Annotated in this window: 14 protein-coding genes and 1 pseudogene; 5 read left to right on the plus strand and 10 right to left on the minus strand. The window is 72.9% G+C overall.

Annotated features, from left to right (window positions below; translation table 11 throughout):
• Window positions 1-32: 32 nt before the first annotated feature.
• From AB0O82_RS33375 to AB0O82_RS33385, 3 genes are read right to left on the minus strand one after another with little or no spacing between them, the layout of a single operon-like run.
• Window positions 33-1271, minus strand: coding sequence for a cytochrome P450 (locus AB0O82_RS33375; RefSeq protein WP_363587942.1), 1239 nt, complete (start codon window positions 1269-1271; stop codon window positions 33-35).
• Complete coding sequence (locus tag AB0O82_RS33380; protein WP_363587944.1) at window positions 1268-4354, minus strand: amino acid adenylation domain-containing protein; 3087 nt, start codon at window positions 4352-4354, stop codon at window positions 1268-1270. Before AB0O82_RS33380 ends, AB0O82_RS33375 begins: the two co-directional genes overlap by 4 nt.
• A 44-nt stretch (window positions 4355-4398) precedes the next feature.
• Window positions 4399-4842: a pyridoxamine 5'-phosphate oxidase family protein gene (locus tag AB0O82_RS33385; protein WP_363587946.1), complete on the minus strand. Its 444-nt coding sequence runs from the start codon at window positions 4840-4842 to the stop codon at window positions 4399-4401.
• Between the two features lie 359 nt (window positions 4843-5201).
• On the opposite strand from AB0O82_RS33385, the gene AB0O82_RS33390 reads away from it, so the two are divergent.
• A complete protein-coding gene (locus AB0O82_RS33390) occupies window positions 5202-6254 on the plus strand; it encodes an ATP-binding cassette domain-containing protein (protein WP_363587948.1) in 1053 nt (350 codons plus the stop codon).
• A 270-nt stretch (window positions 6255-6524) separates the two neighbouring features.
• Here the strand turns inward: AB0O82_RS33390 and AB0O82_RS33395 are convergent, their stop codons facing one another.
• Entirely contained in the window at window positions 6525-7226 is a 702-nt protein-coding gene (locus tag AB0O82_RS33395; RefSeq protein WP_363587950.1) for a hypothetical protein, read from the minus strand.
• Between the two features lie 257 nt (window positions 7227-7483).
• On the opposite strand from AB0O82_RS33395, the gene AB0O82_RS33400 reads away from it, so the two are divergent.
• A complete protein-coding gene (locus AB0O82_RS33400) occupies window positions 7484-7699 on the plus strand; it encodes a hypothetical protein (protein ID WP_363587952.1) in 216 nt (71 codons plus the stop codon).
• A gap of 29 nt (window positions 7700-7728) precedes the next feature.
• On the opposite strand, the gene AB0O82_RS33405 is transcribed toward AB0O82_RS33400, so the two are convergent.
• The gene (locus AB0O82_RS33405) at window positions 7729-8904 is read right to left on the minus strand and encodes a methyltransferase domain-containing protein (RefSeq protein WP_363587954.1); all 1176 of its coding nucleotides are present in this window, start codon (window positions 8902-8904) and stop codon (window positions 7729-7731) included.
• 529 nt (window positions 8905-9433) lie between these two features.
• On the opposite strand from AB0O82_RS33405, the gene AB0O82_RS33410 reads away from it, so the two are divergent.
• The 3 genes from AB0O82_RS33410 (at window position 9434) to AB0O82_RS33420 (ending at window position 11379) form a co-directional block, all read left to right on the plus strand.
• Window positions 9434-10063, plus strand: a complete 630-nt coding sequence (locus AB0O82_RS33410) for a hypothetical protein (RefSeq protein ID WP_363587956.1) — start codon at window positions 9434-9436, stop codon at window positions 10061-10063.
• A gap of 206 nt (window positions 10064-10269) precedes the next feature.
• Window positions 10270-10437 (plus strand): hypothetical protein, encoded by a 168-nt coding sequence (locus tag AB0O82_RS33415; RefSeq protein WP_363587958.1) that lies wholly within the window; start codon window positions 10270-10272, stop codon window positions 10435-10437.
• A gap of 216 nt (window positions 10438-10653) precedes the next feature.
• A complete protein-coding gene (locus tag AB0O82_RS33420) occupies window positions 10654-11379 on the plus strand; it encodes an alpha/beta hydrolase (protein WP_363587960.1) in 726 nt (241 codons plus the stop codon).
• Between the two features lie 139 nt (window positions 11380-11518).
• On the opposite strand, the gene AB0O82_RS33425 is transcribed toward AB0O82_RS33420, so the two are convergent.
• The 5 genes and pseudogenes from AB0O82_RS33425 to AB0O82_RS33445 all read right to left on the minus strand — a co-directional run.
• Entirely contained in the window at window positions 11519-11650 is a 132-nt protein-coding gene (locus AB0O82_RS33425; RefSeq protein WP_363587962.1) for a hypothetical protein, read from the minus strand.
• Window positions 11651-11671: 21 nt separating this feature from the next.
• Window positions 11672-12415, minus strand: coding sequence for a (2Fe-2S) ferredoxin domain-containing protein (locus tag AB0O82_RS33430; protein WP_363587964.1), 744 nt, complete (start codon window positions 12413-12415; stop codon window positions 11672-11674).
• Window positions 12412-13185, minus strand: coding sequence for an ABC transporter ATP-binding protein (locus tag AB0O82_RS33435; protein ID WP_363587966.1), 774 nt, complete (start codon window positions 13183-13185; stop codon window positions 12412-12414). Before AB0O82_RS33435 ends, AB0O82_RS33430 begins: the two co-directional genes overlap by 4 nt.
• A 41-nt stretch (window positions 13186-13226) precedes the next feature.
• Window positions 13227-14213, minus strand: coding sequence for an iron chelate uptake ABC transporter family permease subunit (locus tag AB0O82_RS33440; protein WP_363587968.1), 987 nt, complete (start codon window positions 14211-14213; stop codon window positions 13227-13229).
• A gap of 44 nt (window positions 14214-14257) precedes the next feature.
• Window positions 14258-14339 (minus strand): annotated as a pseudogene (locus AB0O82_RS33445) (hemin ABC transporter ATP-binding protein); the annotation flags it as partial.

Raw genomic sequence — 14339 nt, forward strand, 5'->3', positions numbered from 1 at the left:
AGGTGATCGCGTGCGAGGTGGCCGGTCGGGTCTCACCAGCTGACCGGTAGGGTCAGCGGTGACTTGGTCACGGATTCGTCGTCCCAGGCGGGTTCCTGTCCTTCGGCGAGGCGCAGCCGCGGGAAGTGGTCGAGCAACGCCTCGACTCCCGCGGACAGTTCGGCGCGGGCCAGGTGGGCGCCGAGGCAGTTGTGGGCTCCTCGTCCGAAGGCGAGGTGGCCCCCGCGGCCCGTGGTCGCGCCGGCCCGGTCCAGGTCGAGCCGGTCGGCGTCGGCGAACACCCGCTCGTCGCGGTTGGCGGAGGCCGGTACGGGGATGACGGCGTCGCCCTCGCGGATCGTCCGCCCGTGCAGTTCGATGTCCTCGGTCGCCAGGAGGATCACGGTGCCGTTCATCACCGGCATGTAGCGCAGGAACTCCTCCACCGCGCCGGGCATCAGCTCCCGGTCGTCGCGCAGGCGGGCCCACAGGCCCGGCCGGTCGAGCAGGGTGTGCACGGTGTCGGCCAGGAAGAAGCTGCTGATGCCGAAGCCGACGGTGAGCATGGACAGCCCGAAGGCCATCACGTCGTCGTGGGTCAGCTCGCCGTCGTCGCACCGGCGGACCAGCCGGGTCAGGACGTCGTCGCCGGGCCGGTCCCGCTTCCGGGCGATCAGTGCGGCGACGTACTCGCGCAGCAGGCCGGTGACCCGGCGCCCCTCCTGCGAGGTCACCATGCCGCCGAGGGCCGCGTCCAGCACCGGGAGGAACCGGTCCCGGTCCTCGAAGGGGATGCCGACCAGGTCGCAGAGCACGAGCAGGGGGAAGGGGTCGGTGAAGCCGGCGACCAGGTCGCCGGGCGGGCCGTCGTCCTCGAACGCCCGCAGCAGTCGCCCGGCCAGCCCGCGGATGCGCGGCAGGTGGTCGCGCACGGCCCGGGAGCTGAACGGCTCGGCCAGCGCCCGGCGCAGGGCCGCGTGCCGGGGGCCGTCGAGCTCGGCGATCGTGACCAGGCGCGGCCCGTCGTCCGCGGGTTGCCCGGGACGCGGCGGCCAGTCGTTGATGGTCGGCCTGATCAGCCGGGGGTCCGCGAAGAGCATCCGGACGTCCTCGTGCCGGGTGGCGTACCAGGCGGTCGCGTCCATCGGCAGCCTGACCCTAGCCAGGGGGCAGTTCTCGCGCAGCCGCGCGGACTCCTCGGGCGGCCCCATGGTGCCCGGCGGCGGGAGCGGGAAGTCCAGGACGTCCGGCTCGGCGCCGGGCCCCCGCGCACCGGGCGGCCGTGCGCTCATGAGTGCGCCCCTTCCGGGTGGCGGGGGCAGGGGCGTTCGATGTAACCGGTGGTGTAGAAGTACTCCAGGTAGCGGTCCAGCAGCTCCGCGTCGACGGGAGGGCAGTGCAGGCCCGAGGTGGCCAGGTCGTGCTCGACGTTGGCCCGCCCGACGGTCGGGAAGGTGCCCTCGAAGTACATCTCCTTGACGGACATGTCGGCCTGCTTGCAGCGGTCCACGCACAGCGAGACGAACGGGGCCGTGGGGCTCGTGGGGTGCTGCGCGACGTGGCGGACGAGCTCGCCCACCCACTCCTCGTAGGGGAGGCGGGAGATCCGGTGGCCGGCCCTGTCCATCCGGTCGAGCATGTCGCACAGGCTCGCGGCGCGGGGGTTGGTCATGTGGTAGGTCCGGCGCGTGGCGCGGTGGGTGGTGGCGATGTGCACCAGGGCGTCGGAGAGGAAGTCCACCGGGACGAAGTCCAGCGGCAGCCGGATGTCGGGGGCGAGCCCGGTCTCGCTGATGGTCTTGAACAGCGAGCAGATCGCGGTGTCGGTGTTGCACGCGCCGGTGTGCCGGTCGCCGGTGATCTCGTACGGACGGTAGACCGCCACCGGCAGGCCCTGGTCCTGGTCCGCGGCGTCGCGCAGCACCTCCTCGGCGACCCACTTGCTCTCGGCGTAGCCCATGGTGAGCCCGTCGGCGTGGTCGAGCGGCAGGTCCTCGTCGACGTGCCGTACGCCGGCGGTTCCGAAGCCGGCGAGCACCGCGATGGTGGAGAGGAAGTGCACCGGCACCCGGCGCCCGGCCGCCAGTCGGATGAGCTCCCTGGTGCCTTCCACGTTGGTGCGGCGCAGCGCGTCGTACGGATAGATGAAGTTGACCTGCGCGGCCGAGTGGATCACCAGGTCGACGGTGTCGGCGAGTTCGTCGGCGCGGCCCGGCTCCAGTCCGAGGCCGGGCTCGGCGAGGTCGGCGGGGAGGCACACGACGCGGTCGGCGGCTTCGGGGGTGGCGAGGCCGAAGCGGGCGAGGTTGCGCATCACCTTCTGCCGGGCGTGGGCGGGGGCCCGGCTTCGCACCGGGCAGCACACCCGGGCGTCGGTGCGGCGCAGTAGCGCGTCCAGAAGGAAGGCGCCGACGAAGCCGGAGGCGCCGGTGAGCAGCACCTCCGCGGGGTGGTGCCAGTCCGGCTCCGGCCCGCGCGTCGGCGGGAGGGTGAAGCCCAGCCGTGCCTCGGCGCGGAAGTCCACCGGGCCCGCGTCGGCGTTCACCCTGCCGTGCGGGCCCTGGACGGCGGCGACGGCGGCGGTGAAGTCCTCCAGTGTCGGGGAGCGCAGCAGGCTGTGGACGAGGGTGCGGCCGTGCCGGGCGTCGAGGCCGAAGGCGGCCAGCGTACGGGTGACGGCCTCGGCTGCCAGCAGGGAGTCGCCGCCGATGTCGAAGAAGCTGTCACCCGGCGCCGGGTGCACACCCAGCACCACCTGCCAGATCCGGGCCACCGTGTCCTGCGGGCCGGACGCGGTGCCGTTCACCGTCGCCGGGACGGCCGCCTGCCCGGTCGCCGCCAGGCTGCGCAGCCGGGCGCGGTCGACCTTGCCCCCGGCCGTCACCGGGAAGCGCGCGAGTTCCACCAGCCGCGCGGGCACCGCGGGTGCGGGCAGCCAGGCGGCGAGACCGCTGCGGATGCGGTCCAGGGTCAGTGCCTGGCCGGGGCGGGCCGGGGTCACGTACCCGATCAGGGCGTCGCCCTCCCGTTCGACGACGGCCTCGCCCACCGCGTCGTCCGCGCGCAGCCGCGCCTCCACCTCGTCCGGCTCGATGCGGTGCCCGCGCAGTTTGATCTGCCGGTCCACCCGGGCCCGGTACTCCAGTACGCCGTCCGGGCGCCGGACCACGCGGTCACCGGTGCGGTAGAGGCGCGTACCGGGCTCGACGAGGTCGTCGACGAAGCGCTCGGCGGTCAGCCCGGGGTCGCCGAGGTACCCCAGGGCGAGCCCGTCCCCGCCGACGAGGAGCTCGCCTTCCTCGCCGGTGTCGGCGAGCGTGCCGTCCGGGCACAGCACGTGGCAGGTGGAGTTCTCCAGGGGGAGGCCGATCGGCACGGCCGTCGCCTCGGGAGGCAGGTCGTGCAGCGCGTGTGCGGTGGACACCACGCTGTTCTCGGTCGGGCCGTAGAAGTTGACCACGGTGGTGTCCGGGCAGGCGGCCAGTATCGCGCGGGCCAGTTCCGCGTCCATCGCCTCGCCTCCGGCCGAGGCGAACCGCAGGGACCGCAGCGCCGAGGGCCTGGTGCGCGCGATGTGGTGGAACACCCCGGTGGTCAGGTAGGCGATGCTGACCCGCTCGGAGAGCAGCAGCGATTCCAGGGCGGTCGGCGACAGCAGTTCCTCCTGGTCGGCGATCACGATGCAGGCGCCGGCGAGCAGCGCGGGCCAGATCTCGATCGTGGAGGCGTCCGAGGAGAGGTCGTAGGCGTGCAGAACCCGCTCACCGGGCCGCGGCCGCTGCCGGACCAGGTCGGAGGCGGCCAGCCGGACGATTCCGCGGTGCGGGATCGCCACGGGTTTGGGGCGGCCGGTCGAGCCGGAGGTGAACATCACGTAGGCGCAGTCCGCGGGGAGCACCCGGGCCTGCGGCACCGCGGCCGGGGCGGTCGGGGCCAGGCCACCCAGGTCGATGCGGGAACGCACGCGCCGGATACGGCGGGAGCTGCCGGGCAGCGTGACGACGGTGTGCACCCCCGCGTCCTCGGCCATCGCCTGCAGGCGCGCGGGTGGTGAGGCGTCGTCGAGCGGGACGTAGGCCGCACCGGTCTTGAGGATGCCCAGGAACGCGACCAGCGCCTCCGGAGAGCGGGCCCCGCACACCCCGACCGTGTCGCCGTACCGCACGCCGGAGTCGTGCAGCCGGGCCGCCACCGCGTCGGAGCAGAGCTTGAGTTCGCCGTAGCTGATGCCGCGGCCGTGCTGTACGGAGGCGATGGCCCGCGGGCGGTGCACCGCCCGGGCGTCGAACAGCTCGTGGAGGCAGCGATCGCGTGGATACGGCACCGCCGCGGCGTGCTCGGCCGTCTCCTGATGCGTCGTTGTTCGGGTGTTCATCGGGACGTCACGCTCTCTGCCGCACACGGACCGCGCGCGGGTGGCTACGGTTCGAACTCCTTGGCGAAGGCGGCGAAGTCGGCGGTCCGCCATCTCTCGGGCCTCATGCGGATGAGGACGTCGTCGGCCAGCTGCCGCCGGTTGGCGTCCAGGTACGCCGCCGCCGTGTCCGCGTCCAGATACCGGCAGGCCAGCTCCTCGCGTGCGGCCGGCGGCAGCGGGTCCTCGACGGCCACCACCGGCCCCTCCACGCTGACGTAGCGGTAGGGCGCCGACTCGACCTGCGCGCAGAGGCTGAACCGGCCCGCGCTGCGGATGAGCCGGGCCTTCAGCGTCGTCCGCCCGGTCTGGATCGTCACCAGCCCGCCGGGCCGGTAGGAGTACCAGAGCGGGACGAGCAGCGGTCCGCCGCCGTCGCGCGCGTCGTCCACCCCCAGGATTCCCACGTGCGGGCTTGCGAGGAACGCCTCCCGGGCTTCGACCGACATCCTGAGATCCACTGGTACCGCCTCGATTCGGCAGGAGCCGCATCCGGTATCGATTCGCGCAAGGGAGCGTGAGCCGGCGGGGGCCTCCGGGCGGCCGGCGTGTGACCGCCGCAGGTCTGTGCGGGTCCTCGGTCCTTCTCGTCCGGTGCACACGGCCTTCGGGAACCCGGTGGGGCGGCCAGGGCCGGGCCGGGCTCTCCCTTCCACATTTCCACCACACCCGGGTGGCTCGCATCCCGGAGGCCGCGCACGCGGTGCCTCCGCTTCCCCGCCGAAGAGCACGACGGGTGCTCCGGGGGGATCCTGCCAGTGCCGGCCGTCAGGTGGTTCCCGGCTGGTTCCAGGAGAAGGAGGGGCACATGAGGGCGGCCATCCGGGCCGAGGGCCTGGTGAAGGACTTCGGCGACGTACGGGCCCTGGACGGGGTCGACCTGGACGTGCCGGAGGGGACGGTGCTGGGCCTGCTCGGCCCCAACGGCGCCGGCAAGAGCACCACGGTACGGGTGCTCACCACCCTGGTGCGGCCCGACGCGGGCAGCGCCCACGTGGCGGGGGTGGACGTGCTCAAGCACCCCGGCCGGGTCCGCAGCCTGCTGGGCCTCTGCGGCCAGTACGCGGCGGTCGACGAGTACCTCACCGGCCGGGAGAACCTCCAGATGGTCGGCGAGCTCTACCAGATGCGGAGCAGGGACGCCAAGGCGCGCGCCCGGGAGCTGCTGGAGTGGTTCGACCTCGCCGAGGCGGCCGACCGGCCGGCCAGGACCTACTCCGGTGGCATGCGCCGCCGGCTCGACCTGGCGGCCGCGCTGGTGGTGCGGCCCCCGGTGATGTTCCTCGACGAGCCCACCACCGGTCTGGACCCGCGCAACCGGCTGGCGCTGTGGGAGGTCATCGAGATGCTGGCGGCGGAGGGCACCACCCTGCTGCTCACCACCCAGTACCTGGAGGAGGCAGACCGGCTGGCGCACGACATCGTCGTGGTCGACCACGGCCGGGTGATCGCACGCGGATCCGCCGACGACCTCAAGACCAGGACCGGCGGCGAGCGGGTGGAGGTGGTGGTCCACGACCGCGAGCAGATCGGTGCGGCCGTCGCGGCGCTCACCCCGTACGGTGGGGGCCCGCTCAGCGTGGAGCAGCACACCCGGCGAATCCTCGTGCCGGTGGACGGGGGCGCCCGGGTGCTCGCCGACGTCATCCGCGAGCTGGATGGGCTGGGCGTCCTCATCGACGACATCGGCCTGCGCAGGCCCACCCTCGACGACGTCTTTCTCTTCCTCACCGGCCACGCGGCCGAGGAGAACGAGCTGGGGAAGCCGCCTCGGACGGCTTCCGGGGCCGGGCGGCGCCGGTGGGCACGGAACGCCCGTGGGAACTCCCGGCGGGGGCTTCGGCGCTCCCACCGGAAGTAGTAACTCCAGTGATGGTCGAAGCAGTGATGGTCAAGGGAGTGGAAACCACGGGACAGCTGGATGGGAAGGTCGCCGTGGAAGCCGAGAGACAGGCTGCGGCCGCCGAACTCGCGGACGACTACGAACGTGAAGCCGTGGCCGCAGAGCTGGTTGCGCCGGTCCGCGCCGGGGGAGGAGGCGAGAGGACCGGGGGAGGAGCCTGTGGTGGTCCCACTTCACGGCCTGGATCCGCGGCCTGCTGGCCGGGAAGCGATCAGCCGGCGCCGACGATCAGCCGCCCGAGGCGCGGCGGAGGCGGATCAACGCCGTCCCGGCCGGTCCGGAGAACGCCGGAAGGCCGGACGGCTCGACGATCGTCGTGTGCCCGCGCAGCGGGCGGAAGCCTGCGGCGCTCAGCACGGCGAGGGTCCGCTGGTATCCCTGGGCGCCGTTCAGGAATTTCGGCGCGGTGGCCACCACGCAGGGCCCGCTGCCAGCGCGTGCCACGAGCTCGCCCATCAGCAGCACGCCGAGACCGGGATCGTCCCAGCCGTCGTCGAACGTGAACTCGTTGACGATGAGGAGGTTTCCGAGGTCGCCGTACGGCCCTTGTCCGAGCATCTTGCGCAGCACCGTGGTGAACTCGGACCGGTCGTTCTGGTTTGTGAGCGCATCCCGGTGAACCGCGCTGATCACCTCCGACCCGCGCGGGATCGTGTTCTCCAGGTCGGCCAGGAGCGCCGTGCTCACCGACCCGCTGTCCATGGGGATCTGGCAGAGACCCAATAGGGCGACTTGGCTGAGACCGTCGTTCGGGGGACGCCGGATCTCGGCGGCATCCCGTTCCTGCGGGTAGCGGGCGAGCAATCGGTGGGTCTGCGAGCGTTCACCGGCTGCCAGGACCGGGCCGATCTCGCAGGTTATGGTGAGGTGCAGCCGATCAGGGTCACCAGGAAGCCCGGTGGACAGCGGAACTGTCGGGGTGTCAGTCACGATGCGCCTTTCTGCGGACCCGTACGCGAACCGGGCGATCCGCAGGCTGACAGAGGTGCGCCACGGGTGCCCGACGATTGGCAGTATCAGCCGAAGTCCACGGAATATGCCAGGGTGCCGACGAACGGCTCCCGGCCGCATGGGCCGGCCGCCCGGCCGGGGGCGGGGTCTGTCGGTAGCTCAAACCCGGGACGTAGGTCCTCCAGCCCGGGGCGGAGAGACCCCCCGCCCGCCCGTGTGCACGCCAGCGTACGGGCGTGGTTACGCAGTTCGTCGAGTGCGCCGAGGTCGTTGACGTTGACGATCTTGTCCTCGGCGCCGGGCGGGAGAGTCTTCCCGTCCGGGGTGACGGCGACCGCGGTGATTGCGCCGGTCCGGGTGCTGGTACCGCCGAGGTGTACGTCAACACGCTGAGGTCTTCGGCCGGTTCACTTGTCGAGGCGGTGTCCATGGACACCAGCCTGTACCACTGAACGACTGACCGCTCGGCCGGCCTCCCCGGTCAGCGTCTGACCGGGACGACCGGGACGACCTGCGCGACAGGCCAGCGGGGGCCGCCCGGGCCGCCCTGCCACGCCCACTGTTCCTCGGGGGTGACGGTGATCCCGTAGTCGTACAGGTGCGGCGACCCGAGCGCCTCCCACTGGGACCAGGCGGTCATCACCTCGTCGCCGATCCGCCGCGGCCCGCCCTGGAACAGCACCGCGCCCCCACCACCGTCCGTGGACAGCGCCGCCCACGAGCGGTCGCCGTCGTGGAACCAGACGTTGACACCGTCCTCGTCCCGTCCCGTCAGAACGACGGCGTCCGGGACGGCGACGCGCACCGCGAAGCGCAGGTGCCAGTCGTCGGCCAGCGGCGCCGGATCGCGTTCCACCACCCGCCGCACCTCGGGCTCGCCACCACCGCGCACCGCCGTGTACGTGGCGTGGTCACCGCGCGTCGGAGCCGGCCCGCACCGGTCGGCCATGAACTGCGCCAGGCCCTGCACCCAGCCCGTCGCGCTGCGTCCGTCGTCGGCAACGGTGAGGGCGACGTGGCCGAGCCTGCCCCAGGGGTAGACGATCCGGCCGCCCGGCTTCGTCGCCTCCACCCAGTCCCACGGGACGGCCTCGACGGCGTAGGTGGCGTGGAGCCGGTCGACCCTGGCGCCGCCGAGCGGCCCCGCGTGGGTGGCGTCGCCGGCCAGCACCTCGGCGCCGACCCCCGCGGCCGCCAGGCGCTCGCGGGCGAACGCCGCCAGCCGCTCGTCGACCTCGGTCGACACCACCCGGCCGGGTCCGGCCTGCCAGGCCGCCAGAGCACAGGTCCAGCCCTGCCCGCCGCCGACGTCCCACACCGTGTGCCCGGGCTCCAGCATGAGGCTGTCCAACATGTCCGCCACCACGCCGGGCGCGGACAGGCTGGAGGACGGCAGACCGTCGGTGACCTGGGTGATCGCCGCGGCGTTGACGTCGCCGTACAGCTCGTCGGCCCACCCGCCCGGATCAGTGGCGCGGTCCATCGCCACGTAGGCGCGATCGTCCCAGCGCCACAGCCGATCCGGTGCGAACAGGTCGCGCGGCAGCGCGGCCATGGCCTCCCGCAACCACGGCGAGTCCTGGGGCCACGCCCCGCCTTGCTCCATCGCCGCGTCCATGCGCACCCGACGCTCCACCAGATCGGCGTCGGGGCTCACGACTTCTTGTGCTTCCCGCCCGACGGCGGCGCGGGAGGCACCTGCCCGTCCTGGTTGCCCGGCGGCGGGCTCCCCTTCTCCAGCGGCGCCGGCGGCTTCTGGTGATCGCCCATGCTGCTCCCCCTTCCTTCCGCGTACACGCTGACTGGCCGACCATCCTGGCGCAGCCCGGCGCCGGCCGGTAGACGGCGTGCGGTCGCACTTCGAGGGCGTGCGGGTCTCGGGCGCGCGCATCCGGGGAGCGCGGCCAGGTACGGGCAGAACCGGAGCCCGCCGTGCCGCAGACAGCTCCCGCCGGGCGCCTCGCCGCACCGGAAGTACGGCGACGGAGCCCGCCGGGTTGCGGCAAGTCGTCAGCGGCAGTGGGCCGCACCTGTCATCGCTCTCATGCTGCTGGCGGAACAGGCCCGCGAGGAACGGTGGCCTCGCTGGGCAGCGGGACTGGTGCCCGGTGTGCGGCGGCATCCTCCAGTCCGGGTTCGGGACCGGCTCTCGCTCAGATCGCCGGCCGCGTGGGATGCTGCCTGGCATGATCGACTCTCCTGCTACCGAAGCGCCGGGTGGGGCCTGGTCGTTCGCGGCGGCGCGTGAGCCGGCCGAGTTCCCCGCCGCCGGGGTCCACGGTGTGCCCGGTGTCTGGCACGCCGGGGACAGGGGGCGGACCCTGTGCGGGATTCGTGGCCGGTACCTGTCGTTCTTCCTGCACCACTTCCAGCCGCAGGACCTGGCCTCGTGCCGGAAGTGCCGGGCGCTGGCCGAGGCGGCGCCGACGCGGCCGTGCGGGCAGGAACGCCTGCACGACCTGCTCCTCCAGGAAGCCGACGACGGGCCGCTGCGGACGGACCTGCTGGCCGCGCTGCGCCGGGGCGCGCGGATCGCATACTGGGGCACCGGCCCGGCACGCGACCTCACTCGGTCCTACGCGCGGCTCGACCGGATGACGGAGGAGGCCGGCCCGGCCGCCGAGGCACTCGCGGCGGCCGGCACCTCCCTCACGCTGGCCCGCGTCGAGGACACCGACCAGCAGTACCTCGTCGTCCTGCCGTACGACGGCCGCGCCCGCATCGCCCGCGGTCCGGCGACCGTCCCTCCTACCGCTTCGCCCAGCCCTCCTCCGACGCCACCAGCAGCGCCGGGCGACGGGCGGGGCGGCCCCTGAGGCCTGTCCCGGCCCCGGTCAGCGTGAACCCGTTTCAGGGTCGCGTTGGCGGCCACTGCGACACAATCTCAGGATGATCGGCAACCGGATCATCCGTCGCACCGATCGAACCAGCATGCGATTGCCTTCTTCAGCAACTCCACTCCGACAGCCCTCCACCCAGCCGACGTCGCCCAGGTGTCGACGTGGCTCGGGGGAAGATCGACATGCAAGCGATCCTCCGTTCGGTCGTGGACAGTGGTGCGGGCTCCACACTCGGTCACGGGTTCATCGGCGATCCGACGGAGTACCTGCTCGCCCACTTCGGCGCGCTACGCGGGTTCTACGAGGAAGCGGCCCGGAGGCGCCTCCTTGTCGTGCTGTGGTGGGACTGACTCACCTTCTCGTAGAACCGCGGTGGCCAGAGCAGTGCCGTCGGCCGTACCGAGCGCAGCACGTCCCGGTAGTCCTCGATGGGGCAGTACGTGACCACCGGCCGGGTGAGCAACGGCGCCGAGAAGTGTCCTGTTGCCTGTACCTCGTCGGGTGCAGCAGCATGTCTTTCGTGCTCGGACAGTACCGGGGCGCGAAAGGGGAAAGGGCTCTCACTCATGTCCACATTCCTTCTGATACACGGTAGTTGGCACAGCGGGCGCTGCTGGGAGCGGGTGGTGCCGCTGCTGGAGGCGTACGGGCACCGGGTGTTCGCGCCGTCCCTGACCGGCTGCGGGGACAAGGCGCACCTGCTCGGACCGGAGGTGGGACTCGACACGCACGTCGACGACGTGGTCGGGCTGGTCGCCGAGCTGGACCTCGACGACGTCGTCCTCGTCGGCCACAGCTACGCGGGGCTGGTGATCTCCTCCGTGGCCAACCGGATCCCGGAGCGCATCGCACACCTCGTCTACCTCGACGCGCTGGTCCCGCAGGACGGCGAGTCCGCGGTCGACGTCCAACCCGTGGGGCGGCGGATGATCGAGCTCGCCGAGAAGTCCGAGAGCGGCTGGCGCGTCCCCCCGATGCCCGAGCTGCCCGCGCCCCTCGGCCTGTTCGGCGTCACGGACCCGGCGGACGTGGCCTGGCTGCGCGAGACGCTCACGGACCAGACGGTGCGCTGCCTTCGGCAACCCGTGCGACTGGACAACCCGGCTGCGGACGCGATCCCGCGCACGCACATCCACAACGTCGGCCCCACGCCGCCGGGCATCACCCGCCGCCCCGTCCCCCCGATCCAGCCCAATGGCTCCGCCGCGCAGGTCTGGGAGCTGCCGACCGGCCACGACTGCATGATCACCATGCCGAGGGAACTGAGTGAACTGCTCCTCAAGCTCGCCTGATTAGTACATCGTTGACCTGAGGTGATCTCGGTCTGCGGGTCGGGCATCGGGTCGGCGTGGATCCGGGGGAGATCGGGCAACTCCGTGGTGAGCCGGCCGCGCGGGTGGGGCTTCGTCGTAGGTCAAGCTCGCTGTGGGTCTACTGCTGGTCGTCCTTGAGGGCTTCGATCATCTGCTCGTCGATGGCCCTGATCTGGTCGCGGTAGGGGTGGAGGGTGGCTTCGATGCCGCCGCTTGGCGCTGTCGGCCGCTGGGCGGGGCACGGGCTCAAGCTTGAGCCTCGTGGTCGCGATCAGCCGTCGTGGTGGTCCGCCTGCTCCTTCCTGTGGCGTGGGAGTCGGTGGGACTCGACCGGTCGTCCGCCGGCGAGGTGCTCGGTGACGATGCGGCCGGCGACAGCCGGGTCGATCTTCCCGTACCAGATGTCGTCCGGCTGCACGCTGGCGACGGGGGCCTGGTTGCAGGGGAACTGGCACCCCGTCTGGGTGACGAGCACGTCGTCGTCGCCGAGGCCGTGCTCGGTCAGTTTCTGTACCAGGGCGCGTAGTCCCTCCTCCGCGCCCTTGGCCGCGCAACGCGGGCCGCGGCACACCAGGACCTGGTGCCGGTGGCCGGGGACTTCCTCCCAGGCCGCGGACGTGAGGCCGGGCTCCTGGCCGGTGATGGCCCTCGTCACCGCGGCCACCGCGGGGACCGCGTCCGGCGAGTCGGCGAGGCGGGTCGCGACGAGGAGTTCGGGACGGTGGCCCGCGCGCTCGCGCCACCAGTACGCCGCGATCCGCCGTAGCCAGGACTGGGCCGGGCCGGACGCCGCGAGGCGGACGCCGATCACGACCACGGTCTCGGCGCCCGCGTCGGCCAGCCTGGTCAGCTCGGCCGACAGGGAAGGGTCTGCCTGCTGCAGGAACGCGATCGAGGCCTGGTGCGACGCCGCTGTCCGGAGGAGTTCGTCACGGCGGACGGCTTCCCCCATCGACATGCCGACCAGGAGCGTGGCACTGCGGCGGGCGAGCGCGCCCGGGACGGGGCGGGTCATGGTGTTGTCCCTTCGGGGAGCAGTCCGTTCCACCGGATGTGCGGTCTGTCGTGCCGGGGGTGTCGTTCCACGGTGACGTCGACGCCGTAGACGTGCGCGATCGTCGGCGAGGTGAGCACGTCGGAGCTGGGCCCGTGGGCGACCAGTCGGCCGTCGAGCAGGACGGCGACCTCGTCGCAGTAGGCGGCGGCGAGTTCGAGGTCGTGCAGCGCGGCTACCGTGGTGATGCCCAGCCCGCGTACGGTGCCGAGGAAGCCGAGTTGGTGGCGTAGGTCGAGGTGGTTGGTGGGCTCGTCGAGCAGGAGCACGCCGGGCTCCTGCACCAGTGCCCGCGCGAGCTGGACCCGCTGCCGCTCGCCACCCGACAGCGTCGGCCAGGACCGGTCGAGCAGGTGGCCGACGTCGGCTGCGGCCACGGCCGCGGCGAACACGGACCGCTCGTGGGCGTCGGTGGCGGAGTTCGCCGGCACGGGCCAGCGGCTGCGGTGCGGCGTGCGGCCGAGATCGATGACCTGACGGACCGGCAGCGACAGCCGGGTGTCCGCCTGCTGCTCCATGAAGGCCACCTGTCGTGCTCGTCGGCGAGCCGTGAGTGCGTGGAGATCCTCTCCGTCCAGGAGGACCCGCCCCTCGCTCGGCCGGGTCAGTCCGGCGACCGCGCGCAGCAAGGTGGTCTTCCCGGCGCCGTTGGGTCCGAGCAGGCCCGTGATCCGGCCGGGGGCGAACGCGAGCGAGACCGCGTCCAGCAGCGTGGCTCCGCCGATGCTCACGCGGAGCTCCTCCGTGCGCAGCTCGGCGGGGGGCGTCACCGTCACTGCCCCCTCCCGTCGGCCCGCCCCTGGCGCCACAGCAGCCAGGCGAAGAAGGGCGCTCCGAGCCCAGCCGTGATGACGCCGACGGGGATCTCCCGGTCGGGGAGGACCGAGCGCGCCACGATGTCGCTGCCCACCAGGAGGGAAGCGCCCACCAGTGCCGACACGGGCAGCAGGAGGGCGTGGCGCGGGCCGCAGACGAGACGGACGACATGCGGTACGACCAGGCCGAGGAACCCGATGACGCCGGTGTGGGCGACCAGGCACGCGGTTACCAGCGCGGCGGTGGCGACGAGGACCCAACGGGTGCGCTCGACGTGGACGCCGAGGGAGCGGGCGGCGGTCTCGCCGAACGCGAAGGCGTCCAGGTCGCGGGCCGAGGAGGCCAGGACCGTGACACCGGCCAGCGCGACCGCGGTCAGGAAGACGGCGGTGGGCCACCGCACGCCGGCGACCGAGCCCAGCGTCCACTCCATGACACCGCGCGCCGCGTTGCGGTCCCCGAGGACCAGCACGACGAACGAGGTGTAGGCCCCGCACATCTGTCCCACCGCGATGCCGGCGAGCACGGTCCGGGTGGTCGGTAGCGACCGGGTGCGCGCGCCGGCCAGTGCCAGGACGACGACGGCGGCTAGCAGGGCACCGGCGAAGGCCGCCGTGGACACCGCGCCGGTGCCCACGGCGCCGGTCACGCCGACGCCGAGGACGATCACGGTGACCGCGCCGGCGGCGGCTCCGTCCGAGATCCCGAGCAGGAAGGGATCGGCCAGGTCGTTCCCGGTCAGCGTCTGCAACACCGCACCGCAGACCGCGAGGCCGGCGCCGGTGGCAGCCGCTCCCAGAACCCGGGGCAGCCGCAACTGCCAGACGATCTGGTCGGCCAGCAGCGTCACGTGCGGGTTGCCCAGCCCGAGACGGCGCACCACGACGTCGATCACCGTCCGGACCGGCTCGTGTTGCGAGCCCACGGCGAGGCCGAGGAGCACGGTGGCCAGGAGCAGGGCCGCACCGATGGCCAGGGCCGCCGTCGCGCGGCCCGGACCAGGGGGACCCGCAGCACCAGCTCCTGGTGGCGCAGGTCCAGGGCGGCGGTCGGCTCGTCCAGGAGCAGC

Origin of the sequence: Kitasatospora sp. NPDC088264 (genome assembly GCF_040685715.1) — a bacterium.
GTDB lineage: Bacteria > Actinomycetota > Actinomycetes > Streptomycetales > Streptomycetaceae > Kitasatospora.